Source organism: Pseudolysobacter antarcticus (assembly GCF_004168365.1).
Classification (GTDB): Bacteria; Pseudomonadota; Gammaproteobacteria; order Xanthomonadales; family Rhodanobacteraceae; genus Pseudolysobacter; species Pseudolysobacter antarcticus.
Genome location: NZ_CP035704.1, coordinates 2,524,042 through 2,547,540, shown reverse-complemented (window position 1 = coordinate 2,547,540; position 23,499 = coordinate 2,524,042). Strand labels below are relative to the sequence as shown.

At 57.1% G+C, this 23,499-nt stretch carries 18 protein-coding genes; 8 read left to right on the top strand and 10 right to left on the bottom strand.

Going from position 1 to position 23,499, the window contains the following annotated elements:
• Window positions 1–25: 25 nt before the first annotated feature.
• Together ELE36_RS10790 and ELE36_RS10785 are read right to left on the bottom strand one after the other, a co-directional pair.
• On the bottom strand, window positions 26–913 hold the full coding sequence (locus tag ELE36_RS10790) for a PhzF family phenazine biosynthesis protein (protein ID WP_129833182.1): 888 nt from the start codon (window positions 911–913) through the stop codon (window positions 26–28).
• 47 nt (window positions 914–960) lie between these two features.
• On the bottom strand, window positions 961–1,599 hold the full coding sequence (locus tag ELE36_RS10785) for a hypothetical protein (protein ID WP_129833180.1): 639 nt from the start codon (window positions 1,597–1,599) through the stop codon (window positions 961–963).
• Between the two features lie 120 nt (window positions 1,600–1,719).
• On the opposite strand from ELE36_RS10785, the gene ELE36_RS10780 reads away from it, so the two are divergent.
• Window positions 1,720–2,280 carry an NADPH-dependent FMN reductase gene (locus ELE36_RS10780; RefSeq protein WP_129833178.1) on the top strand — a complete coding sequence of 187 codons (561 nt, stop codon included), beginning with the start codon at window positions 1,720–1,722 and terminating at the stop codon, window positions 2,278–2,280.
• A 437-nt stretch (window positions 2,281–2,717) separates the two neighbouring features.
• Here the strand turns inward: ELE36_RS10780 and dcm are convergent, their stop codons facing one another.
• Window positions 2,718–4,736 (bottom strand): DNA (cytosine-5-)-methyltransferase, encoded by a 2,019-nt coding sequence (dcm, locus tag ELE36_RS20985; RefSeq protein ID WP_277987045.1) that lies wholly within the window; start codon window positions 4,734–4,736, stop codon window positions 2,718–2,720.
• A 225-nt stretch (window positions 4,737–4,961) separates the two neighbouring features.
• On the opposite strand from dcm, the gene dbpA reads away from it, so the two are divergent.
• Window positions 4,962–6,338, top strand: coding sequence for an ATP-dependent RNA helicase DbpA (gene dbpA / locus ELE36_RS10770; RefSeq protein WP_129833176.1), 1,377 nt, complete (start codon window positions 4,962–4,964; stop codon window positions 6,336–6,338).
• A 478-nt stretch (window positions 6,339–6,816) separates the two neighbouring features.
• The gene (locus ELE36_RS20980) at window positions 6,817–8,298 is read left to right on the top strand and encodes a beta strand repeat-containing protein (protein ID WP_277987044.1); all 1,482 of its coding nucleotides are present in this window, start codon (window positions 6,817–6,819) and stop codon (window positions 8,296–8,298) included.
• Window positions 8,299–8,429: 131 nt separating this feature from the next.
• On the opposite strand, the gene ELE36_RS10760 is transcribed toward ELE36_RS20980, so the two are convergent.
• Entirely contained in the window at window positions 8,430–9,089 is a 660-nt protein-coding gene (locus tag ELE36_RS10760) for a TetR/AcrR family transcriptional regulator (RefSeq protein WP_129833174.1), read from the bottom strand.
• Window positions 9,090–9,191: 102 nt separating this feature from the next.
• Here ELE36_RS10760 and ELE36_RS10755 point away from each other — a divergent pair, with 102 nt between their 5' ends.
• The gene (locus tag ELE36_RS10755) at window positions 9,192–9,653 is read left to right on the top strand and encodes a VOC family protein (RefSeq protein WP_129833172.1); all 462 of its coding nucleotides are present in this window, start codon (window positions 9,192–9,194) and stop codon (window positions 9,651–9,653) included.
• Between the two features lie 36 nt (window positions 9,654–9,689).
• On the opposite strand, the gene ELE36_RS10750 is transcribed toward ELE36_RS10755, so the two are convergent.
• The 4 genes from ELE36_RS10750 to ELE36_RS10735 form a co-directional block, all read right to left on the bottom strand.
• On the bottom strand, window positions 9,690–10,937 hold the full coding sequence (locus ELE36_RS10750; protein WP_129833170.1) for a TIGR03862 family flavoprotein: 1,248 nt from the start codon (window positions 10,935–10,937) through the stop codon (window positions 9,690–9,692).
• Window positions 10,918–11,358, bottom strand: coding sequence for a hypothetical protein (locus ELE36_RS10745; protein WP_129833168.1), 441 nt, complete (start codon window positions 11,356–11,358; stop codon window positions 10,918–10,920). Before ELE36_RS10745 ends, ELE36_RS10750 begins: the two co-directional genes overlap by 20 nt.
• Before the next feature lie 206 nt (window positions 11,359–11,564).
• On the bottom strand, window positions 11,565–12,734 hold the full coding sequence (rlmC, locus tag ELE36_RS10740) for a 23S rRNA (uracil(747)-C(5))-methyltransferase RlmC (protein WP_129833166.1): 1,170 nt from the start codon (window positions 12,732–12,734) through the stop codon (window positions 11,565–11,567).
• Between the two features lie 39 nt (window positions 12,735–12,773).
• Entirely contained in the window at window positions 12,774–13,781 is a 1,008-nt protein-coding gene (locus ELE36_RS10735; RefSeq protein ID WP_129833164.1) for an AI-2E family transporter, read from the bottom strand.
• Window positions 13,782–14,115: 334 nt separating this feature from the next.
• Between ELE36_RS10735 and ELE36_RS10730 the strand changes: the two genes are divergently transcribed.
• Window positions 14,116–15,060 (top strand): phospholipase A, encoded by a 945-nt coding sequence (locus ELE36_RS10730; protein ID WP_165371566.1) that lies wholly within the window; start codon window positions 14,116–14,118, stop codon window positions 15,058–15,060.
• Window positions 15,061–15,168: 108 nt separating this feature from the next.
• Here ELE36_RS10730 and ELE36_RS10725 read toward each other — a convergent pair whose 3' ends face one another.
• The gene (locus ELE36_RS10725) at window positions 15,169–18,207 is read right to left on the bottom strand and encodes a M14 family zinc carboxypeptidase (RefSeq protein ID WP_129833160.1); all 3,039 of its coding nucleotides are present in this window, start codon (window positions 18,205–18,207) and stop codon (window positions 15,169–15,171) included.
• Between the two features lie 243 nt (window positions 18,208–18,450).
• Here ELE36_RS10725 and ELE36_RS10720 point away from each other — a divergent pair, with 243 nt between their 5' ends.
• The 3 genes from ELE36_RS10720 (at window position 18,451) to ELE36_RS10710 (ending at window position 21,396) form a co-directional block, all read left to right on the top strand.
• Entirely contained in the window at window positions 18,451–19,365 is a 915-nt protein-coding gene (locus ELE36_RS10720) for a LysR family transcriptional regulator (protein ID WP_165371565.1), read from the top strand.
• Between the two features lie 131 nt (window positions 19,366–19,496).
• Window positions 19,497–19,979: an FKBP-type peptidyl-prolyl cis-trans isomerase gene (locus tag ELE36_RS10715; RefSeq protein WP_129833156.1), complete on the top strand. Its 483-nt coding sequence runs from the start codon at window positions 19,497–19,499 to the stop codon at window positions 19,977–19,979.
• Between the two features lie 55 nt (window positions 19,980–20,034).
• On the top strand, window positions 20,035–21,396 hold the full coding sequence (locus ELE36_RS10710) for an MATE family efflux transporter (protein ID WP_129833154.1): 1,362 nt from the start codon (window positions 20,035–20,037) through the stop codon (window positions 21,394–21,396).
• A gap of 49 nt (window positions 21,397–21,445) precedes the next feature.
• Here the strand turns inward: ELE36_RS10710 and ELE36_RS10705 are convergent, their stop codons facing one another.
• Window positions 21,446–23,068, bottom strand: coding sequence for a sensor domain-containing diguanylate cyclase (locus ELE36_RS10705; RefSeq protein WP_129833152.1), 1,623 nt, complete (start codon window positions 23,066–23,068; stop codon window positions 21,446–21,448).
• Window positions 23,069–23,499 lie beyond the last annotated feature (431 nt).

Here is a 23,499-nt window from a genome sequence, read left to right as displayed (position 1 = left end):
CGTTGCATGACAGCCAGGGCGGCGCTCATTGGGACAACGGCCAGCTTGCAGTGCCGCTGATCACGGTATCGGTGCGGCCGCCGACCCAGACGTTTTCGCCGGTCTGCATGCGGACTAGAATCTGCGCATCGTGGCCAATCTCGCGGCCTTGGCTGACACGATAACCTTGCGCAAACTCGCCCTGCGGTTCGCGCGCACCGATGTAGGCGGCGATCAAACCGTTGGCTGCGCCCGACGCGGGATCTTCGTTGATGCCGACGCCGCACGGAAACGCGCGCACCACGAGTTGACGCTCGAAATGCTGGCTGCGCGCGAACACGCACAAACCAAGGCTGTCGCTCGCTTTTGCCAGCGCAGCGATCGCGGCATGATCCGGTTGCCACGCGCGCAAGTCGGCTTTGCTGCCGAACTCGGCTAACCACCAACGTCGTCCACCTTCGACCAACGCCGGTGGCAAAATACCGAGCCGGGTGGTGCCAAGTACCGTCTGCAACAAGGGCTGGTCGGCCAGTCCGTGATCAAGAATTCGTGCGCGCGGCGCTTCGACAAACAGCTGCCGTTGGCTACCTTCGCCGTCGATGCGAATCGTCAGCAATCCTGCGGCACACTCTTGCACGAGTGTGCCGTCATGTGCGCTCGCCATGCCGGTTTCGAGCACGGCATGCGCGCTGCCGATACTCGGATGACCGGCAAATGCAATCTCTCGCACCGGCGTGAAAATGCGCAGGCGATAACTCGCGCTGCTCTGTGTCGGCGGCAATACGAACGTGGTTTCGACGAGGCCGGTCCATGCGGCGAACGCCTGCATGTCAGCATCGCTCCAAGCCTGCGCATCGAGCACGACGCCGAGCGGATTGCCGCCGCCACGGCTGGCCGCAAAAACATCGAGTTGCAGATAACGCACGTTGCGCATGATGGATGCTGCTGAAATTCCGGAGAGCGTTGACATATGCGGTAGCGTTATTTTTCGACTGCGCGCAAATGAATATCATCGGCCCAAATGGTTCCTCGATCCTGCAATAACAGTCCAACGCTTATCGACGTCGTGCCGGCGGGTGCTTTGGCCAGCAATACAACTCTCCGCCATGATTTTTTTGTGCCAGTGACAATAGCGGAATTTGCCTGCGTGAGAATGTCGCCAGAGCCGGTCATGAAGTTCACGCTCAAGCGCCAGCCTTCCTTGCCGACGCCCTCGCTGCGCAGCATGGCGGATAGTTCGATGTCTTTCCCACCAACACCGACGACAGGGACGGTCTGTTCAAGCAGGCCATACATTTGTTCGGCGATACGTTTCATGCGAAAGCTGTGCTTGCCGCCGTGGAATATTTTGCTGTCGATGCCCATCTCGTAAGCAGCTATCCCCGCGTGCTGCAACTGCGTCCAGCCGGGAATATCTTCACCTTGCATCGGTGTTTCAAAACCCGGGTTGACCAGCGCAATTTCCGCGGCAAAGGATGATGCGGAAAAACCCAGCAACACGCTGAGCATGACAATCAATTTCATCGAGCGATTCCTTGAGAGAGATACATGACAGGTCGCCACTATGCCAGCAGCTGTGGCATTGTGAACAGTGCGGTTTTGTTCGTGAATAGTCGGCACAATGCGATTCGCGGGCGCGATGACACAAATCGTCGAAAAGAATTTGCAACCGCCGGATTTGCGTGACGCAAAATTGCCGTCAACCCATCAACCTGACGTTTGCCGCCATCGGAGAAATACATGAGCACCAACAGAAACGTCGCCGTGATCATTGGCAGCCTGCGCAAGCAATCGCTGAATCGCAAACTCGCCTTGGTGCTGATGGAACTTGCACCGCCGAGCCTGACAATGAATATCGTCGAGATCGGCCAGTTGCCGTTGTACAACCAGGATCACGAGGAAACGCCGCCAGTGGCGTGGACTGCGTTTCGCGATCAGGTGGGCCCGAGCGACGCGGTGCTGTTCGTCACGCCCGAATACAATCGCTCGATTCCGGGCGTATTGAAAAACGCGGTCGATGTCGGCTCGCGCCCGTACGGCAAAAGTATTTGGGAAGGCAAATCCGCCGCTGTAGTCAGCGCGTCACCCGGCGCGGCCGGCGGATTTGGCGCCAACTACCATCTGCGTCAATCGCTGGTCGGCGTAAATGTGGCCGTGATGGCACAGCCGGAAGTTTGTCTCGGCGGCGCCGACAAACATTTCGATGCCGAAGGCAAGCTCGTGAATCCATCCACAGCAGAATTCCTCGGCAAATTCACGCATGCATTTGCGGCGTGGATCGAGCGTTTTGTCGCGAAATAATCGCGGTCGAAAACGTGTGCTGTTGGATATTTAAAATTCAAATTCTTTCGTTCTTGAGTGTGAAATTGAGTTGAAGCCGTTAGCATTCGCTGAGATTTATTCGCTCTCGAAAAAAACGCGTGCTTAGTTAAGAATCGTCATTTTGATTGCGTGAGCATCGAGGGTAGTCATAATAAATCGCGTCAGATGTATCGTTATCCCAAGGCAGGCAGGTTAGCACATAACCAAGCGTGTTTACGATATGAAAGCCCGGCAACGCATACCAATTTTCGTTATCGCTATTGCCAGATTCGACCACAGTCCAGACGTGATTAAGCGGCTTGTTTTTCACGTCTACTAAATCGAATAGGCCTGCTTCGTCTGTTTGCAAGACCCCCAACGCGCCCAAAATTCATCTTCCGAAATATAGTGGGGATCACTGCTCATAGGACAGTCACTCAAGCGGCTGTTTGTTTGTCCTGCAATGTCTTCCGATGTAGCTCAACTAATGATGGGTCAGGAAGAAATCGTTCAGGCAACTCGATCTGTTTGTCCGCTGTCGGCCAGAACACTTCACGCAAGAATTTATCTTTGGTTGTTTTGAGTTTCTCCGAAAGCACAATGCGCCGGTCATTACTTAACGTAAATAGATAGCTATCGAAGGCCTTGTCATGGATTGCGGAAAGACATAAACCATTGCTCGGATTCAATCGATTCGCCTTGTCGACACTCCACGGCACGATATGGCTAGCAACCAGCAATCTTGCATCGGAAACTCCGGAAATACAGCAGCGCTCGCGATAGCTACTAAGCACGGCCCGGCGAAAGAAATTCTGCTTGATGCGCTGCTGAGTAAAAGCCAGTCGAGTCTCGCCAGTAAAATCTATGTATGAAAAATCGTTTTCTTTCTCCAAAGTAGGAACGGGCTTAATGCCATTCTCTCGAAGTAAATATTGGTGTAATTGCTCGCATTCAACGGCTAGACCTTCCCAATCGTTGTGAAACTCTCTCCAAATTGTCCGGTCAAGCGCAGAGGCACCACTCAAACCTTTACGACCCGAGCTGGTAATCGACGGATCGAGACTGGCAAAGTTAACTAGCTTCATCGCTAACGCGCTCGGTGTGCGGCCAATCAATGACGCGAGCTTGATGATCTCAGGATTCTTGCTGTGCAACTTCCCGAATGGCGTTTGGCAGTAGAAATGAAAAGCGAGCTTAAGCTGCTCTTGCGTCCAGTTCCCTACCGTAGCGAATGCATGTGGTGAGATATTCGGAATATCAGTCACGGTTGCTTCCTTGATGCGCAGCTTCGATGCGATCAACTTTGCAACGGTTTCGATCATCGGCGCAACTGCTGCTTCGGCGAGCAGCTGATACGCCTGCGTATCACTCACCGGAATCTTGAAACTGTCGGGCAATCCCATGAGCCGCGCGCATTCGCGTGGTGTGAGTCGACGTGGGCGTTTGCGCGGGCCTTGCGCGAGCAGGATTTCCGATCCGTCCTTGTAATAGCGCGCAGATAGAGTACGCGAGACGCTATCGGAATTGACTAGCCCAAAGCCGAAACCATTGCCCGCAGCGCGATGCTTGGCGGCGTATTCCTGCAAGTAAGTCCACAGGCGCGGCGTTAATGTGTATTTCGCATCGACCTTGGCTTTGATACCGCTAGTGAATGGCGCTTCGGCGGCCTCGCTACCGTCTTGCGGGTGCAGGATGGAATTGAGGCGCGGGCCGGTTTTCGGCAGTTGCAAATCGTCCCACGAGAAATCGGTTGCCTCACGAAAACCCACGACAAGAATACGCTCACGATGTTGGGGCACGAAATGCTGGCCGTCGATCACTTTGCAATGGATGTGATATCCGAGATCTTCGCGCAGCACTTTCTGGATCACACGAAACGTGTTGCCCTTGTCGTGGCTGACAAGATTCTTGACGTTCTCCAGTAAAAACGCTCTGGGACGTTTGGCCTTGAGGATGCGCGCCACATCAAAAAACAAAGTGCCTTGTGTTTCATCGGCAAATCCGTGGGCACGACCGAGCGCGTTCTTTTTCGACACACCTGCAATACTGAACGGCTGACATGGAAAACCGGCCAGCAATACATCGTGATCGGGAATGTCGTTTTCATCCACTTGGGTGATGTCACCGACAAATGTGTGCGAGGCGTCGGGGAAATTTTCCAGATAGGTTTTCTGCGCGTAGGAATTCCATTCGCTGGTAAAAACACAACGTCCCCCATGCGCCTCGAAACCCATGCGGATGCCACCGATACCGGCGAACAGGTCGATAAAAGTGAAGGCTGCATCGGTTTTGTGCGTCGGACTGGCCAGCGGCAATAGACGTTGACGAATGGCATCGGCCAGATAGGGTGGCGGATCGCTTTCGCCGACCTCCCAGCGTCGCAAGGTACGCACATCCACTTCGAGTGCGTAGGCCAGTTCTTTCTGACGATAACGGCCACGCAGGCGCGTCAACAATGCATGCACTTCTTCCATTTGCGATTTTTCATTCGGGGCTTGGTTGCGGGCATTATGTCCGCTATTTGTCCCTTTTGGAAGTCCGAAATTTCCGATGAACCACAGGCTTGGGCGCGCTGTTTTTACGGGCTTGATCGAGAGCGGCGAGCAGACAAATTCTACGCAATGAATCCGGAAAATATTGTGCGATGCCGCAGTCAGCGCGTTTTGATGCGATCATGACGCATGAAAAATTTCACTGAACTCGCTTTGAGCGCGCCGCTGATGCAGGCGCTGGACGCACTTTCGTACACGCAAATGACACCGGTGCAGGCGCTCAGCTTGCCGCCGATGCTGGCCGGCAGCGATGTGATCGCGCAGGCGCGTACCGGGAGCGGCAAGACGGTCGCGTTCGGCCTCGGGCTGTTGTCGCATCTCGATGCGAGTCGCATCAAGGTGCAGGCGCTGGTGCTTTGTCCAACGCGCGAACTTGCCGATCAAGTCGCCAAGGAAATCCGCCGACTCGCGCGGTTTGTGCCGAACATCAAGGTGCTGACCTTGTGCGGCGGAATTCCACTCGGCCCGCAGCTCGCATCGCTGAGTCACGATCCGCATATCGTGGTCGGCACGCCGGGACGCATCCAGGAACATCTGCGCAAGCGCACGCTGCATCTGTCGTCGCTCAAGGTGCTGGTGCTGGATGAGGCCGACCGCATGCTCGATATGGGTTTCGAGGAAGCAATCAACGAGATCATCGCGAAGACGCCGAAAACCCGCCAGACGTTGCTGTTCTCGGCAACCTATCCCGATGAGATCCGCAGTATCAGCGCCAACGTGCAGCGCACGCCGGTCGAAGTGACGATCGACACTGCGCCCGAGAGCGAGGAAATACAGCAGCTGTTTTTTGAAGTCGAATTTTCGCGCAAGCCCGAAGCACTCGCGGCGTTGCTGGCGGAGTATCAGCCCGAGTCGGCCGTGGTGTTCTGCAATACCCGACGCGATACACAGGACGTTGCCGATCATCTGGCGCAGCAAGGTTTCTCCGTACTCGCCTTGCACGGCGATCTGGAGCAGCGCGAGCGTGATGAAATTCTCGTGCGGTTCGCCAACAAGAGTTGTGCGGTGCTGGTCGCCACCGACGTCGCCGCTCGCGGTCTGGATATCAAGGAACTTGCGGCTGTGATCAGCTACGAATTGCCGACCGATCCCGATGTGCATGTGCATCGCATCGGCCGCACCGGTCGGGCAGGGCAGAAGGGCTTGGCCTTGAGCCTCTGTTCGCCGCGCGAAATCAATCGCGTTTTGCCGATCGAAACCCGCGAACAGAAACCCGTGCGTTGGGGCAAGCTCGATCTTTCCGCGAGCAAGACAAAATTGCCCGCTGCCGCAGCGATGGTGACCCTGGTGATCGACGGCGGACGCAAGGACAAGGTTCGTGCGGGCGATATTCTCGGCGCACTGACTGGCGATGCCGGCGTCGCGGCGGAAGCGGTCGGGCGCATCGATATTTTCGATGTGCGCGCGTACGTCGCGATCCAGCGCAAGTTGGCGACGAAAGCGCTCGAACGACTCGGCGCCGGCAAGATCAAGGGCCGCAATTTCCGCGTGCGACGATTGGGATGATTTGCGTTGCGGTGGCATCCGCGACTACCGCGCCTTGAAGCAAGCTCGCGTTCGCGGATATCAGCAAAACGTTTTCCGGTTGTTTGCTCGATTGCCCTCTCGACCGGCGTGCAGCTCATTCCTCATGCTATCAACATTGTGTTTGCCAAGGGCTGGCGGATTTTGGCGTTCCCCGATACTATCGCGGCGCCGATCTTAAGTTGTTTTCATCTGGCACAAGGGGGGAATCAGACGAACTGCGCGAACTACGCCTACGGTTAGCCGCGTCGGGGTAGCCGCGGTGCATCTGTTGCTCTGACGTCTTGCGAATCATGACCGGAATCTTCCGATTGTCACTGGTCGATAAAAGCCAATGGAGGCGGGCATCGTGGGGCACGATTCATCAAACATCAACCGACCTTCGTGCGCGATTTAGCCAGCGTGCCTTGATCGATTCAATATCAAAGCCGGTATTCGTTTTTTCAGGGGGAGTAACGAAATGACATGCACCTATCGTATGCAGCGACATCCATTAGCGTTGGCGCTCAGCACCGCATTCGCGCTGCAAGGCGGCAACCTGTTCGCTGCCGATGTCGAGATCACACCACCGCCGGCCGGCAATGTCGTGATCAAGGACAGCACCGGCGCGATCGCGCGGTTTGTCGTTGATCCGAGCGGCGCTGTCAGCATCAGCGGCTTGCCGAGTGCGGCGCAGGAAAACTCCCCGGTTTGTTTCAATACCAGCACCGGACAGCTCGGCACATGTCCGCCGTTGGTCGCCGGACCGACCGGTGCCACAGGCGTGATGGGTAACACCGGCCCGACCGGTTCCACCGGCGCAATCGGTGCCACCGGTTTTCAAGGCATTCAAGGTAGCGCTGGGGTGACTGGCGTTACCGGAATCACTGGTGTGACAGGGGCTACGGGTGCAACTGGACTCAGTGGCGTTACTGGCGCGACTGGAGTTGGCGCTACCGGTGCAACCGGGGTTATCGGCAATACCGGCGCAACGGGATCGATTGGTGCCACCGGTGTGACGGGCGCCAGCGTGACCGGCGCAACAGGATTCACCGGTGCCACAGGCCCGACGGGTAGCGTGGGTGCGACCGGCAATACCGGCAGCATCGGTCTGACTGGAGCTACCGGTGCAACGGGGGCAGGCGTTACGGGCGCAACTGGCGTGACCGGTTCCACAGGTACAGTAGGCAATACCGGTAACACCGGACCATCGGGGGCAACAGGCGCCACTGGCGCCGGCGTTACGGGGGCGACAGGATCGACGGGATTCACTGGTGCCACTGGTGTGACGGGCTCGACCGGAGCAACCGGAGCCACTGGCGCTGGCGTCGCAGGCATAACGGGCGCTACCGGACCTAATGGGCTTACTGGTGTCACCGGAGCTACTGGCTCGACCGGCGCGATAGGAAGCACCGGTGCCACCGGCGTCGGTACGGCTGGCGCTACCGGTGCCACCGGCGCGGCAGGCACAGCATCAGCAGGTGCTTTGTTACGCGATTCAGCCGGTGCGGCACTCGGTACGATTCTGACGATGGGAACGCCGGGTAGTCCCGGTTCGACCAATACCATGTGGGTCTATACATCGACGAAACATCTGGTGGGCATTACCTTGGCCGGTGCAATTACAACGACAAGCCCGTTGTATTACACCGGATTGAATTGCACCGGTAACGCCTACCTCAACAGCGGCAGTGCTACTGCAGGCGCCACTACCTACGCGAAAAACGTCCTGTATTCGCAGAAGAATTCGCAGGTCTACACGCTCGCCAACGCCAATGCGAATGGACAGGCGACGTCGGTCGCCCCGACCCCCGCTTATCAGTCACAAGAAAGCGGCGTCGGGGTATGCACCAATACGGTACCGACGAATGCAGGATTCCTCATGACAGCCGTGACGATGGCGACGATCGGTCTGCCGGCGGCGGGTACCACACCGGTCGCGGTGCCGTTGCAATTTCCGTGATCGGTTGAACGGCGTTACGCTTTGAATTTCAGCTATGCCGGTAATTTTGACGCGACACCTGTGCGGCCAAGGGCGTGCAGGCGTCACGCAACACCAATCAAAAATAAGCTGGCGTATCACCATCGCAGCAATCAAGGCGTTGTAATACGACGTTTTATATTGGCTGGATTGGTACCAATGCCTGCCAGTACATGCGCCAACACGCTATCGGTGAAGCGCGAATCCAGCGCCGCATGTCCGACCAGCAAGCGATAGAACACTGGCGCATAAATCAAATCGAGCACGACTTCGATATCGATATCGACTCGGATCTCATGCTGAGCGATTGCGCGTTCGACAAAGCTGCGTCCTTCATTGCGTCGCGCCAGAATGAAGTGATTGCGAAAAACTTTCGATAACTCGGTATCCGCGTTGCTCGCCGCGAGAACCATGGCGACGTTGCGCCCCATGCGGGTGGCAAATACCGCGATGATGTCGGCCAGCTGCCGGCGTAAATCCGCCACGCCGCTGGGCGTTTTTCGGCGAGCGGAGACCTGGACCGGTACTTCCACCATCGCCGCCATCGCAACCGCCAATGCGTTTGGCCATGTCCGGTAAATCGTCGGCTTGCCGACACCCGCACGCAACGCGATGCCTTCCATCGTGACCGCGGCAATCCCACCTTCTTCCAGCATCGAACGCGCCGCAGTCAGGATCGCATTGCGCGCCTCGACATTGCGCGGGCGACCGCGTGCATTCGCCGCGATCGACGTTGGGGTGGATTGGTGCTTGACAGAGGATGATTTTTTCATAATATTACGTTACGTATCGTAACGATATTTTTCGAGCTGGTCAAATTTTGCGCGGCAAGCTCGCTGGGCTCAATCATTCCTCAATCAACCATGGAGAACGCCATGAAAAACCTCAAAACGATTCCCGATGGATTTCATACGCTCACGCCGTACATCGTGGTGCGTGATGCCGCGAGTGCGATCGCGTTCTACCGTGAGGCCTTCGGCGCCGAAGAAATGTATCGGTTAACGGAACCCGGCGGCAAGGTTGGCCATGCCGAATTGCGTATCGGCAACTCGTTGCTGATGCTGGCAGATGAGTATCCGGATTTCGGCGCTTTAAGTCCGCAAAGCATCGGCGGCTCGCCGGTGAAACTGCATCTGAGTGTCGACGATGTCGACGATTTTTTCGCGCACGCCATTGCCGCTGGCGCCACGATATTGCGCGCAGTCAAGGACGAGTTTCATGGCAATCGCATGGGCATGCTGGTCGATCCGTACGGCCACACCTGGTCGATCAGCACGCAAATCGAGCAGCTCACCCCAGAAGAAATGCAGCGTCGTTTTTCTGCTGCGTTTGAATGACGGAAACCCCGCTGTCGGCCGCTGGCGCCAAAGGTTTCAGACTTCGGTTTGCCTGCTCAACCAATCCACCGCGCCGAGACCGGCAACACGGCCACTGGCAAAACACGCGGTGAGCAGATAACCGCCGGTTGGTGCTTCCCAGTCGATCATCTCGCCCGCGCAGAAAATTCCGGGGCGCGCACGCAGCATGAGGTTTTTATCGAGCGCAGCAAATTTCACTCCGCCGGAACTGCTGATCGCCTCGGCGATCGGGCGCGGACGTTGCAACACCAACGGTAATGATTTGATCCATGCCGCGAGGTTGTGCGGATCGTTGAAATCGGCCTTCGGCACGACTTCGTAAAGCAAGCCAGCCTTGACGCCTTCGATACCGATCGTGCGCCGCAAATGTGTTGCCAGCGAACGACCGCCACGCGGGCGGGCGAGGTCACGATGTAATCTTTCGAGGTCGCGATCCGGTGTCAGATCGAGGCGAATTTCGACCTTGCCTTGTGCCGTGATCGTATCGCGCAGCGGGGCCGAGAGTGCATAGATCAAGCTGCCTTCGACACCTTTGGCGGTGATCACAAATTCGCCAAGCTGCGAATGGTGTTCGCCAAGTTGATCGATCAAGGAAATGCGCACAGCTTTGAGCGGATGGCCGGCGTGACGCGAAGAAAAATGCTCGCTCCAGTCCAGCTCGAAACCGCAGTTCGACGGCTGCAGCGGTGCGATATCGACCGACATTTCGCTCAGCCACGTTTGCCATGCGCCGTCCGAACCGAGCTCCGGCCAACTGCCGCCGCCCATTGCGAGAATTACCGCATCGGCTGCAACCAGACGTTCACTGTCGGCGCTGGAAAATCGCAGTGCGCCGCTGTTATGCCAGCCGATGCAACGATGATGCACATGAAAGCGCACGCCACTTTCGCGCAGGCGCCGCACCCAGCCACGCAGCAATGGCGCGGCCTTGAGGTCGCGTGGAAATACGCGTCCCGAGCTGCCAACAAATGTTTCCACGCCGAAGCCGCGTGCCCATGCACGTAACGCGGCTGCATCGAACGACTGCAGCCAATGTTCGACTTCGGCATGGCGTGCGCTATAACGCATCACGAACTGCGCGAACGGTTCGGAATGCGTGAGATTCAAACCGCCTTTGCCGGCCAGCAGAAACTTGCGCCCGACCGAACCCATCGTGTCAAACACATCGACTTGCAGGCCCGCCGCGCAAGCCACTTCGGCCGCCATCAATCCCGCCGGCCCGCCGCCGACGATGGCGACGCTTTCACTGCGGTTCGGGTTCATTCAATAACCAAGGAATGTTTTCCGCATTGAATTCAACTTGCACGAGCGGTAATCCCTTCAATCTGGAGAGTGCGGGCGCGCTGGAATGGCATAGCCACGCGATAAAGCCTTCGCCTAACTCAATCGGGGCAAAATCTCCCGTTTTTTCCAGCGTGCCGACAAAGTGAAACCACCCGCCGTAGCTATGGCGTCCAGGTGAAAGCTGAGCACAGTGGAAAATTTCGCCATCTTTCTGCGGATCGATTCCAAGATTTTCGAGTAATCGCAGAAATTTATCGGGAAATGCCGTATCGCGTACGCGGACAAAGTTACGACAGCCGTTGCAATCACAGTTTTCCGAACTACCGTGCTTGACCTGCGCGTAGGCTGCGCAGGTCCTTGCAAGATCACAGGTAAATTCCCAGTTTCCGAAACTAGTCATCAATAAAGTGTGGGATTACTTGGCAGGCCCGAAAGATTTCGACTGTTTCTTCGCATTTTTTTCCTGACGTTTTTCCTTCATGGTCTTTTCCGGTTTCTTCTTGGCGTCTTTCTTTTGTTCCATGCCCTTGGCCATTTTTTCTCTCCTCGTGGATTGATGGGAGGCGCGTCGAATCTGTCGATCGTGCCGTTGTTCCTAGATACACATTATTTCGCGATAACGCTAGAGGGTTGACGCGGATTCGGGTTTGTATGGCGCTTCAGCAGGGTGATGATTTCGTAGTGTTTGGTATGCGGAAACATGTCGAGCACACGCGCGCGAACGAGTTTGAAGCCTTGCATCTGCGCCAGATCGCGCGCTAGCGATTCGACATTGCAGCTCGAATAAATCAGCGATTTTGCGCCGGATGCATCGATCCATTCGCACAACGATTTGCCGATGCCACGGCGCGGCGGATTGACGATGACGAGCTCGGGCGCGGTCTGGTTACCGCGGACAAAGTCAGTCGCGTCGAGCGCGCGGAATTGTACATTCTGCAGACCGAGTTCGTCGCGGCTGCGCTCGGCACTGATGATCGCTTCGGCGCTGGTTTCGATACCCGTGACATGGCGCATGCTGTCGGCGCAATGCAAGGCGAAACCGCCGACGCCGCAGAACAAATCCCACACCGAGGCCGGTGCGAGCTCGTCGCTCCAGTCACGTGCCTGTGCATACAGTTGCGCGGCAACCGCATCGTTGGTCTGGAAAAAACTTTGCGGGCGCAGATGCAACGGCAGACCATTCAACTGCATGGTCAAATGCGCATGCGAAGTCAGCAGTATTTCGCGCTCACCCTCGAAAATCGCCTTGTGTTCGGGCTGCAGGTTGATCGATACCACGCGCAACTGCGGCAGCGTCGCCTGCAACGCGGGGAAATGTTTGCGCATGCGCGCTTCGGCTTCCTGCGAGCGCAGCACAAAACGCAGCATCAGTTCGCCGGAGTGTTGCGCCAGGGTCAGCAGGATGTACTTGAGCTCACCGCGTCGTGTAACAAGATCATAAGGCGTGATATCGGCTTGCGTAATCCAGGCCGCAATCGTGGCGAAGGCTGCGCTCAATACAGCCGGGTAGAGTGGGCAATCGCTGAGGTCAACGCCATGTCCGGTTGAACCGAGTATGCCGAGCAACGGCTGGTCAACACTGCCGCTGACGACCATCTTCGCCTTGTTGCGAAATCCTGTTTCACGACTCGCGACCGGTGGCAGCCACGTGACATCGGCAAACGCCTGCAACGCCTCGCGGCAATGCTGCTCCTTGGCTTTAAGTTGTATCGCGTACGGCTGTTCGATCTGCGAACACGAGCGACACGATCCCGCTTGGTAATAACTGCACAACATCAAAAAAATCCGTGGCCAATACGAGCGCGCTAAGCTGCGTTACACCAGATTGGCGTGCTGCAATTCGCTTTTCAGATAGGCGTAGTAAATCGGCGCGGCGACGATGCCGGCGGGTCCGAACGCGGCTTCCATCACCAGCATCGCAAGCAACAATTCCCAAGCCTTGGCGCTGATCTGCGCGCCGACGATACGCGCGTTGAGAAAATACTCGAGCTTGTGGATCAGGATCAGGAATATAAGTGCGGCCAGCGCGACCCACAACGATACCGATAGCGACACCGCGACGATCAGCGTGTTCGAAATCAGGTTGCCGACCACGGGCAATAGTCCGACCACAAACGTCAGCGCCACGAGGGTTTTACTGAGTGGCAAATGGATGTCCAGAATCGGCAAAACGCCGAGCAGGAAAATCGCTGTGAACAAGGTATTCAACAGCGAAATCTTGATCTGCGCGAACACCACGTTGCGAAATGCCGTCGCAAATCGCGTGCAGCGCGCAATCAGCGCCGATGACAACGGCCGCCATGAACGTTGCTGATGCGAATGATCGAGTGCGATCAGCGCGCCGAGGATCATGCCGATCAGGATGCTGATGAAAATGCGCACGGCTTCCTTGCCCGCAAATTGCAGCTCGGCGACATGCGCGCGCAGCCATTCCATCACCGCGAGGCGGAAGTCCTCGACGCTATCCGGCAAACGATCGACGATGAATGGCGGCAATTGCGCACGTGCGCGATCCACTACGATCATCACCTTGTCCATCAGGGCGGCCGGATTGCCGGCCTCGCCACGAAAATACGATACCGCGGCGAAAATCAGCCATGTCAGCAAACCGATCACGAGCACACCAAGCAACGCCACTGCGAGCCAGCGCGCGCGTTCGCCGGGCAGGCGTTTTTGCAGCAACGGCGTGAGTGTATCGACCAGCTCGTACACCAGCAGGCCGGCGAGCAGCGCCGGCAGGAGTTGCAGCACGATGACCGCCGCGAGGGCGACAGCGGCAAGAATCCAGCTCGCGAGCGTGACTGGAAAATTCTGTTGGGTCATGGGTATTTTTTCTGGCTTGATGGCAATTGGAATGCGTAGCAGCACTATACCGGATCGCTGGATATCGACCTGACAACCGAGACGACGACTCACGAAATGTGAGGTGGCTCGTCACGTCGCCGTCTTGCGGTTTGTGGCAGACTCGCGACAGTCTATTCGGAATTATTCTTTGATGAAATTTCTTTCATGCTGTAACTCTAGCAAAGCACAGTGGCTTGGTCTGTGCGTATCTGTGTTTCCGGTTGCATTTGTGTCTCAGGCGATCGCCGCAGGAAGTGCGGCAGACTGCAAGGCGATAACCGATAATTCGCAGCGGCTTGCGTGTTACGACGCAATGAGTGCAGGTACGGATGTCGCGGGCAAACCGGTAGCAAATGCGGCCGCCGATCAAACCAGCGGCAATACAAATTCGTCTCCGGAAAAACCCAAGGGCGAGCAGGGGCTACCGCCGCCGGTACCGGAATATGCGCCGATCGGGCGGCTGGTTTCGCAGCACTGGGAACTGGAACCCGACGAGAAAAACGGCCTGTTCCATTTCGTCACGCATCACGCCAACTACGTATTGCCCGGCGTCTACAACGATAACGTCAACAATCATCCGTATTCGCCGACGCATGAGGCGGCAAACCCCGATCCAGGCGGTTATCAGAAAGAAGAACTCAAGTTTCAGGTCAGCTTCAAGACCAAAATTCTCGAAGATATTTTGTTCGGCCATGCCGATCTCTGGGCGGCCTACACGCAGCAGAGTAATTGGCAGGTCTACAACAGTGCAGACTCGCGCCCGTTTCGCGAAACCAACTACGAGCCCGAGGCGATTCTGGCGTTCCCGACCAATTACGATTTGTTCGGTCTGCACGGACGTTTCATAAATCTTGCGTTCGATCATCAGTCGAACGGCCAGGCCGATCCGCTCTCGCGCAGCTGGAATCGTGTGTATGCGCAGATCGGATTCGACCGCGGCGATTTTGCGTTGCAGTTCCGCCGCTGGTGGCGCCTGAGCGACAAGACCGACGACAATCCGGACATCACGCATTACCTCGGCCACGGTGATCTGGTCGCCGCGTACAAGCGCGATGGCAACATGTACATCCTGACCGTGCGCAACAATCTCGACAGCGATCACAATCACGGTGCGGTGCAGTTCGACTGGACGTTTCCGCTGTATCTGAACCTGAAAGGCTACGTGCAATTGTTCTCGGGTTACGGCGACAGTTTGATCGATTATAACCATCGACAGAATACCGTTGGCCTCGGTGTCATGCTTACCGATTGGCTGTAAATCTCAAGCTCAAACTCGGGACATCGACCACGCCATGCGCTTTTCGCGCATGGCGTTTATCGATTTACCGTCAATCTCCCCCGTGCGACGAAGACGGCGTGATGCAGATTATTTCGCGGATTCCGTCGCATCCAGATGATCGAAATTCAACATCGCGTTGAACACCAGCGCATAGCTGCCGATGGTTTCGCCGCGCCAGATCGGGTTGTTCGCGAACAACAACGTGTGACCACGTCCAAGACGCGCATCGACCACCGCAGCGCGTTGTGCCAGTGCGCCGCCGCCTTGCAGCAGGCCAGAGATCAACAAGTCATCCGCATCACCGAAACGCACAATGGTTTTTGGTCGCAGACTGGCTGGAATCGCAAACGGATTATTGCGTTGCTGTTGCGCGTTCAACGGTAATGCTTGCCACGGTTTGGCCGAGGGCAGGGCCGGTATCTCGCTGTCGCCACGCGATTGCACGGTATCCACTTCGCTCGGGCCGCCGCGTCCGGTCGGACGCTTGTAATCTTTCGCATTGGCGAGGCCATCGTCACCTGTGACCAAGTTGCTCACGCTGAACGCCATGCCATTCGGACTGTACAGCGCGAAATTCTTGCTGTACCCGAACGCAACCGGGCTGGCCGCATCGACGATTTCCGCGCCGAGCACGCTGCCGACCACGCGCAAGTCTTTCGCTGACGCGACAAACACGCCGGGCGCCAGGCCCATGTCGATCGCGAATTTCGCGCTATCCGATGAAGTGACAAACAATCCGCCTTGCTCGATGAACTTGCGCAGATGCGCCACGCCCGCGCCGCCAAGGCCCGGGCGAATATCATCGGTGCTGTCGATGTTGCCCATGTTCGGTGTCAGCGGCGTGGTTTTCCACGGCATCGCATTGCCCCACATCGGCAAGCCGTCGACGATCAGTTGCGAATTGTCGACGCCGACCGGTCCGAACAGGATCACGTCATACTTGCGCCGCAGATCGTCTTCGCGCGCGACGGTTTGCGTGTTGATGTAGCTATACGGTACCTTGAGTTTGTCCAGCGCCATACGCCACCAGCCCTCGGTTTGCGTATCCAGCCACGTGTGCATGAGTGCGATCCGTGGCGCGCTCAGGTGATGCGTCGCCACATCCGGCGCCGCATTTGTCGCGTAGGCGTCGAGGCCGAGTTCGACCAGCTTGTCGGCGAAGGCTTTTCCGCTCGCGCCCCGAACGAACAACGCACCGGCATTGAAGTGGCGACCATCGGTATCGAACGCTTTTTCGGCGACCGTGATATCCGCGCCCTTGAACGCATAACGCAACGTGATCAGCGCGATGTCGGCATGATTGTCGATCACATACATCGCGCCTTCGCCATGCACACCACCGGGCGCGTTAATCGTTCCTGTCACGGCTTGCGCCGCAACATTCAGGATGCCGTTATCGGTTACGCGCACCACCTCGGTGCCGAACTGATCACCCATCGACCAGCCGGTGTCGTCGTACGGATGTTTCTGTGCGTCTTCCGGCGCCCAGTACTGGCGATCGAGCAGGGCGTCGGCGATACGCGAATACGGCTGATCCATGCGTACGATGTAACTGCCGGCGGCAAAATTTCGCGCGATCATTTTCGGCTTGGTATCTTTCACCGCGTCGGCGGATTTGTCCTTGGCCTCGATAGTCTTATCGTCCGTCTTTTTGTCGTCTTTCTTTTCCGGCGGCGCGATCACTTGCGCGGTGAATGCGCTGCCGGCACGCTGGATTTCGACATGCTGCAATTGCAGGATACGCAGCAATTCCGCCTGTGCGCCGAGGTGCGCATCCTCGGCTGAGAGTACGTATGCCGCGGGTCCGCCGTTCGCCGGTTTCTCGATCGAACGTTTGCTCTTGCGATAGAAATTCTGCAGGAATTGCTTGCCGTTATCGGCGAAATAATTCAGCGTGCTGAGCAGGGCCGTCTGCTCGTAATTATTGTTGTTACGTTGCGACCAGGTGACTTTCGCCAGCGGCGGATTCTGCCGATACCACGTGCGCGAATATTCGTCCGGCGAAAGAATGCGCTCCTCGGTGTCGGCGCCATGATTGCCGAAGGTTTCGTACAGTCGGCTGATGCCGTTATGCATCGCTGCGATGAACATCAGATAGCCCGGACTCCATGTATCGAAATCGCCATGCGTGAACACACCCGGCATGCCGAACTGCGTCATCTGCTGCACATTGTCCCAGCCGAGCTGCTGCCATTCGCTGGTCAGAATCGGATCGACCCATGCGTTGTACGGACCATCGCCGACGGTGTTGTCGTACAGGAACGGCACCGATTCGTGCAGGTCGTGCAGCACCTGCGCATGCCAGCCGACATAGGTGGTCATCACGTTGCGCGTGAGGTTCAAGGTCATACCCATCGCATCGCGATTATTGTCGTGCGCGACGTAATGTCCCCAGTACAGCAGGTGTGGATAATTTTCACCAAGATGCGCGCGATGCCAGTTGTACAGGTCGACCATGCGATCGCGGCCGTCCGGCTCGACCACCGGTGTGATCAGCGTGATGACGCGGCTGCGGATGCCCTTGATGTACGGCGCATCGTCCACGGCAAGGCGATAGGCGAGTTCCATCAACGCGGTCGGCGCGCCGGTTTCGGTGGAATGAATGGTGCCCGTGATGTAATACACCGGCGTGGTTTTCGCGACCAGCGCTGAGGCTTTGGTATCGTCCATGCCGATCGTGCGCGGATCGGCGAGCTGGGCCAGGCGCGCATCGTTATCCTTGAGATCGGCGAGTAGTGCTTCATCCGCGATAGCGACTGCGATCATCTCGCGGCCTTCTTCGCTCTTGCCGATGCTGAAAACCTTTACGCGCGGCGAGCTGTCGGCGAGCAGCCGAAAATAACGGTAGATGTCCTTGGTATACGGCAACATGTTCGGTGCGCCGGCGACATCGCCCAACACCTTTGCTGGCGTTGGCACGGTCGCGGATGCTGGCAGGTAATTGGTCAGCGCCGAATTGAACATCGTCGCGGTGGTGTACTCGGCGATCTTTTTCGAATAGGCCTCGTCGACTTTTTGCTGCGGATCACGCGCGTAGCGGTCGCTTATGTTTCCGGGATCCGCGCTAGCGGCAGCAGTGGCCAGCGACAGGCCGCAGAAAATCAGACAACGCGTGTAGTGCAGCATGGCATCCCCGGAGTTGGATAAAAGAGTGTCTCGGACAAAGTCGGCAACGATCAAGTTAACTTCGACAATGAGGCTTGATCGATCAAGCCTAGCGTTGAATCGGACGCTTGTCATTGGCGGAAAGTCACGGCTAGTGCGAATTGTCTTCGCGCCGATGCAGCGGGTTGGCCGACCGCCGGGATATGGATCACAATGTTCATCCCGGCGAGCCGGACGTCGAATATTCACAGCCATCGCGAGATCATGACGCGCAGAATCCCGCCGCTTTCCACCGAACAAATCGCGGCCTTCGTCGAGCTGGCACGTGTTGGCAGTTTGCAGGCTGCGGCGCAAAGCCTGCATCTTTCTTCGGAAGGATTGCGCGGTCGTATCCTCGCGCTCGAAAGCGCACTCGGCACGAGCCTGTACGAAAAGGAACGCGGCCGCCGCGGCAATGTCGAACTGACCGCATCGGGCAAACGATTCCTGCAGAAGGCGGTGCGCTTTCTCGATCAGGCGCACGAGCTCACGCGGTTGTTCGAGCCGCGCCGCGAGACCAAGGAAATCCAGCTGATCGCCAGTCACTACCTGATGACGTATGTGCTGGTGGATGTGGTGCGCGAATTTCGCAAAAATTATCCCGACTACAACCTGCGCTTGTCGACGCGCGCCGAGGCGCAGGTGATTTCGATGCTGCTGAGCGAGTCGCATTGTGCGATTGGCGCATGCACGCCGACCGATTTTCCGCGCAGCCTGCAACATCATCCGTGGCGCAACGTTGGCTGGTGTCTGGTGGTGCCGAGTGCACATCGCTGGGCAAATGCGAGATCGGTATCGCTGGCGGAAATCGCCACTGAACCGTTGATCGTTTTCGAGCGCATGTCGGCCGGACGCCTGCATGTGCTGGAGACTTTTTTCGCGCTGGGGCTGGAGCCGACGATCCATCTTGAAGCGACCTCGACTCCTTTGATTCTGGCGATGGTCGACGCCGGCCTCGGCGTGGCGCTGGTGCCGTCACCGCCGTCTGACGCGGTCATACGTGGGCTCGATGTCACGATTGTCGCGGTGGTTGAACCGATCCGCCCGATCGAGACCGGAATATTTTTGCGCACCGAATGGCAAGACGAACCGGGCGTGCGCGCGCTGCTCGATATGATTCTCAGTTTTGGCAGCAAATAATTCCGCCGCGAATAATTGTGCGACAGGGAATTTAGATTGCTTTGCAGCGTCCGCTGCCATAGGCTTCGCGCCGAGTAATTTCAACGCGCCGGCGTGGCGTGTTGTTTCATTTTCCATTGCCGAGGATTTTCATGCAGATCGCTGATCGTTGTGTTGCCAGTTTCCATTACACCCTGACCAACGGTCACGGTGATGTGCTCGATTCATCCGTCGGCCGCGAGCCGTTGACCTACCTGCAGGGCAAGGGAAATATCGTTGCGGGCTTGGAAAAAGCCATGGCCGGAAAAAGCGCCGGCGATAAATTCGAGGTGGATGTTTCGCCTGAGGAAGGTTACGGCGCGCGCCAGCAAGGCATGATCCAGGTCGTGCCGCGCAGCGCGTTTCAAGGCATCGATACGTTGGAGCCGGGCATGCAATTCCAGTCGCAGGGTAGCCATGGGCCGATGTCGGTCGTGGTCACCGCGATCGAGGGCGACGAGGTAACAGTCGACGGCAATCATCCGCTGGCCGGCGAGACGCTGCATTTTGCGATCGAAGTCACCGATGTGCGCGAAGCGAGTGTCGAAGAAGTTCTGCACGGACATGTGCATGGCGCTGGTGGTCATCACCACTGAGAGTAGACTTGCCTGATCTTTTGTCGCCCGACAGTAAGATCCGCGGAGAGAGCGCATGAAGGATCTTACGCAGGGTTCGATTACTCGGCACATTCTCGAAATGGCGGCGCCGATGGCGGCCGGTATGATCATCCGGACACTTTATTATCTGGTCGATCTGTATTTTGTTGCGCGTCTGGGAGATGCCGCACTGGCCGGTGTGAGTGCCGCGGGCAATGTGATGTTCATTGTGCTCGGCCTGACGCAGGTGCTCGGTGTCGGCACGATGGCGCTGATCTCGCACGCGGTCGGGCGCAAGGATCACAGCGATGCGAACCTGATTTTCAATCAATCGCTGGTGTTGTCGATTGTCTGCTCGCTGCTGATGCTGCTCGGCGGTTACGGACTCGCCAGCGCCTACATGCATTCGATCGCCGCCGATGCGGATACCGCCGCCGCCGGAATCACCTACTTGAAATTTTATTTGCCGGGATTGGCGCTGCAGTTTTCGATAGTCGCGATGAGTTCGGCATTGCGCGGCACCGGCATCGTCACACCGACGATGATCGTGTCGATGGTGACCTTGCTGCTCAACATCATCCTGGCGCCGATTCTGATCGCCGGCTGGGGTACTGGCCATGCGTTTGGCGTTGCCGGCGCGGGACTCGCGAGCACGCTGGCGGTAGCGGTCGGCGTGGTGATGCTTGCGGTGTATTTCATGCGACTCGAAAAATACGTGTCGTTCGATCGCGCGTTATGGCGTCCGCGTTTTGCGACGTGGAAACGCATGCTCGGCATTGGTCTGCCGGCAGGCTGCGAGTTCGGCCTGATGTTTGTCTCCATGGCGGTGATCTACTGGATCATTCGCGATTTCGGCGCGTCGGCACAAGCTGGTTTCGGCATCGGTTCGCGCGTGATGAAAGCGGTTTTTCTGCCGGTGGTGGCGGTGGCGTTTTCGGTGGCGCCGATTGCCGGACAAAATTTTGGTGCGAACAAGCCAGCTCGTGTGCGCGAAACGTTTCGTTCGGCCGCATTGATCGGCAGCGCGCTGATGCTGTTGCTGACCCTGATGTGCCAATGGCGACCGCAGTGGTTCGTGAGTGGTTTCAGCACCGATCCGAAAGTGATCGAGGTCGGCGCGCAATTCCTGCATATCATCTCGTGGAATTTCGTCGCGTCCGGCATTTTCTTCACGTGTTCCGGCATGTTCCAGGCGCTCGGCAATACCTGGCCGGCGTTCATCAGCACAGCGACGCGGCTGGTGACCTTTGCGATTCCGGCGATCTGGCTGTCGCGACAGCCGAGCTTCCAAATCGTTTATGTCTGGTATTTGTCGGTGGCAACGGGAACGCTGCAAACCATCATCAGCGTGATACTGGTGCAGCAGCAATTGCGTCGACGCATGCCGATGCCGGCAACAGTGGCGGACCTGGCGTAGCGCAAAATATATTGGCTGTCGTGCAACGGTTGAGCGCAACGGCATCGTTTCAGCGGATAAACACATTGACGCGATTGCGGCCCCGTTCCTTGTCCACGAAACGCGTGGTATCGGCGGCGCTCATGATTTCGGCCAACGAGTTCAGGCCATCGCCGACGCGCGCGAGGCCGATACTGGCAGTCAGGTTGAAGGTAAATTCGCGCCAGACAAATTCAAAGCTGTCGATCGCCTGGCGCAGTTCTTCGGCGATTTCATGCGCTGCATCCGGCGGACAATTTTCCATCAGCACGCCGAACTCAGCATCGCCGAGTCGCGCCACGGTATGGCCTTCCGGTACATGACGATGCAATACGGCGCCGACTTGACGCAGCACTTCGTCGCCGGCGCGCGGACCGTAACTATCGTTGATCGCTCTGAACTGGTCGAGGTCGAGATACAGCACCGCATGCTTGCTGCACGGATGATGCGTTTTTGCGATCAGCAAGCTCAATCGATGCTCGAATTCATGCCGGTTGATCAAACCGGTCAATGCATCGTGGCTGGCCTGATAACGCAACTGCACTTCCGCGAGCTTGCGATCGGTGATGTCGCTGATCGAACCAGCCATGCGGGTCGGTTGACCCTTGGTATCGCGGATCGCGTTACCGCGCATGCGCAGCCAGCGATGGTCGCCTGAATTCCTCAGCGCACGGAACTCCACATCGTAGGTCGTGTCGCGCGTCAAATGGTTACGCAGCGCCAGCAGTACCGACTCGCGATCGTCCTTGTGCAGAATCTCCAGGAAAGCTTCAGTCGTGGTGTAACTATCGAGTCCTTCGCGCCCGAGGAAATCGTTGACCTGTGGCGAGTAATAAATCTTGTTGCTCGGTAATTCCCAATCCCAGATGCCGTCGTTGCTGCCGTTGATGGCCAAGTTGTAGCGCTCTTCGCTCAGGCGCAGTGCCTGCTCGAAGGCATCGTTGCGCCGCTGCATGCGCCGCGACAAATAAATGCCGGCAACGACAAGCAATAATGCCGACATGGTTAGAAAGATTTTCAATCCTTGCTGAGTGAGTCTGGAGGCTTCGCCCAGCGTGTCGGAAAAGGCCGTTGCTAACGGCGTGACTTCGGCATTGATGCGCTGGATTTCTGCGAGGATCGGCTCTAGTGATTGCGGTGTCGCGTCGCCTGCTCGCACTTGCGCGTGCAGCTTTTCACCAGTGGTATGCAAGTCGGCAATCAGCGGATCGGCCTTGGCCCACAACTCGATCGCTTTATCGAGAAAACTGACGCGACGGAAACGCCGAAACAGCCAGATCATGCCATCGATATCGTCGGGATGATTTTGTCCGGCGAGAAATCCGTTACGCGCGATGACCAAATCTGGCGAGGGTTTTTCCAGCTCGATACGCACGGCATGGTCGCCCTCGGGAATTGCGATGGCGGTCAGGAATGCGTTGTAGTCGGTGTCATCATGCGATTGCGCATATCGGTACAAATGATAGACGGCTTCTTTTTGCGCTTTCGACCAAATGCTTTCACCGCCGACGTAGGCGCGCGTGCTGGAAACGATCTGAATACTCGTAGTGGCGAGCAGCAGCAATATCAGAACCGCGACCAAGAACGGCCAGATGATCAGCAACAGGCGCGGGTTCACATGCACCCAGCGATAGATGCGATTCCACCCAGTCACGATGTCAGTCCCCCAACAGCATCAAAATCTCCCTTGTGCCCGCGCGCCACGAGTTGCCGTGTGGCCGAGAGTCAATCTGGAAACGATTGGTTTACGTGTACATCCGTTCGTGTCGTTGTTGCAACATGCAAGTGTGAATGATGCGCTCTGGATCACGCTTGAAACTCGAAGTAGAACCCGCGATAACAAGCGCCAGTCTAGCGTATGCCGTAAAACGCGAAACGCCGCAGTTGGCATTTATGCAGCTAAAACGCCAGCAAATTTTCTGGTTTGAATAAAGCAACGCTAAGAGCGCAGAATTGCTGTACAAAAATTTCAAGCCTTACTAAAGATAAGGGTGCTCCCCGCATTTACTTGATTGGCCCACGAGCGGGCATCAGGGTTATTTTATTGAGCAAGTCGCCTCATATTTTATTAGTCGAGTGTCTTCA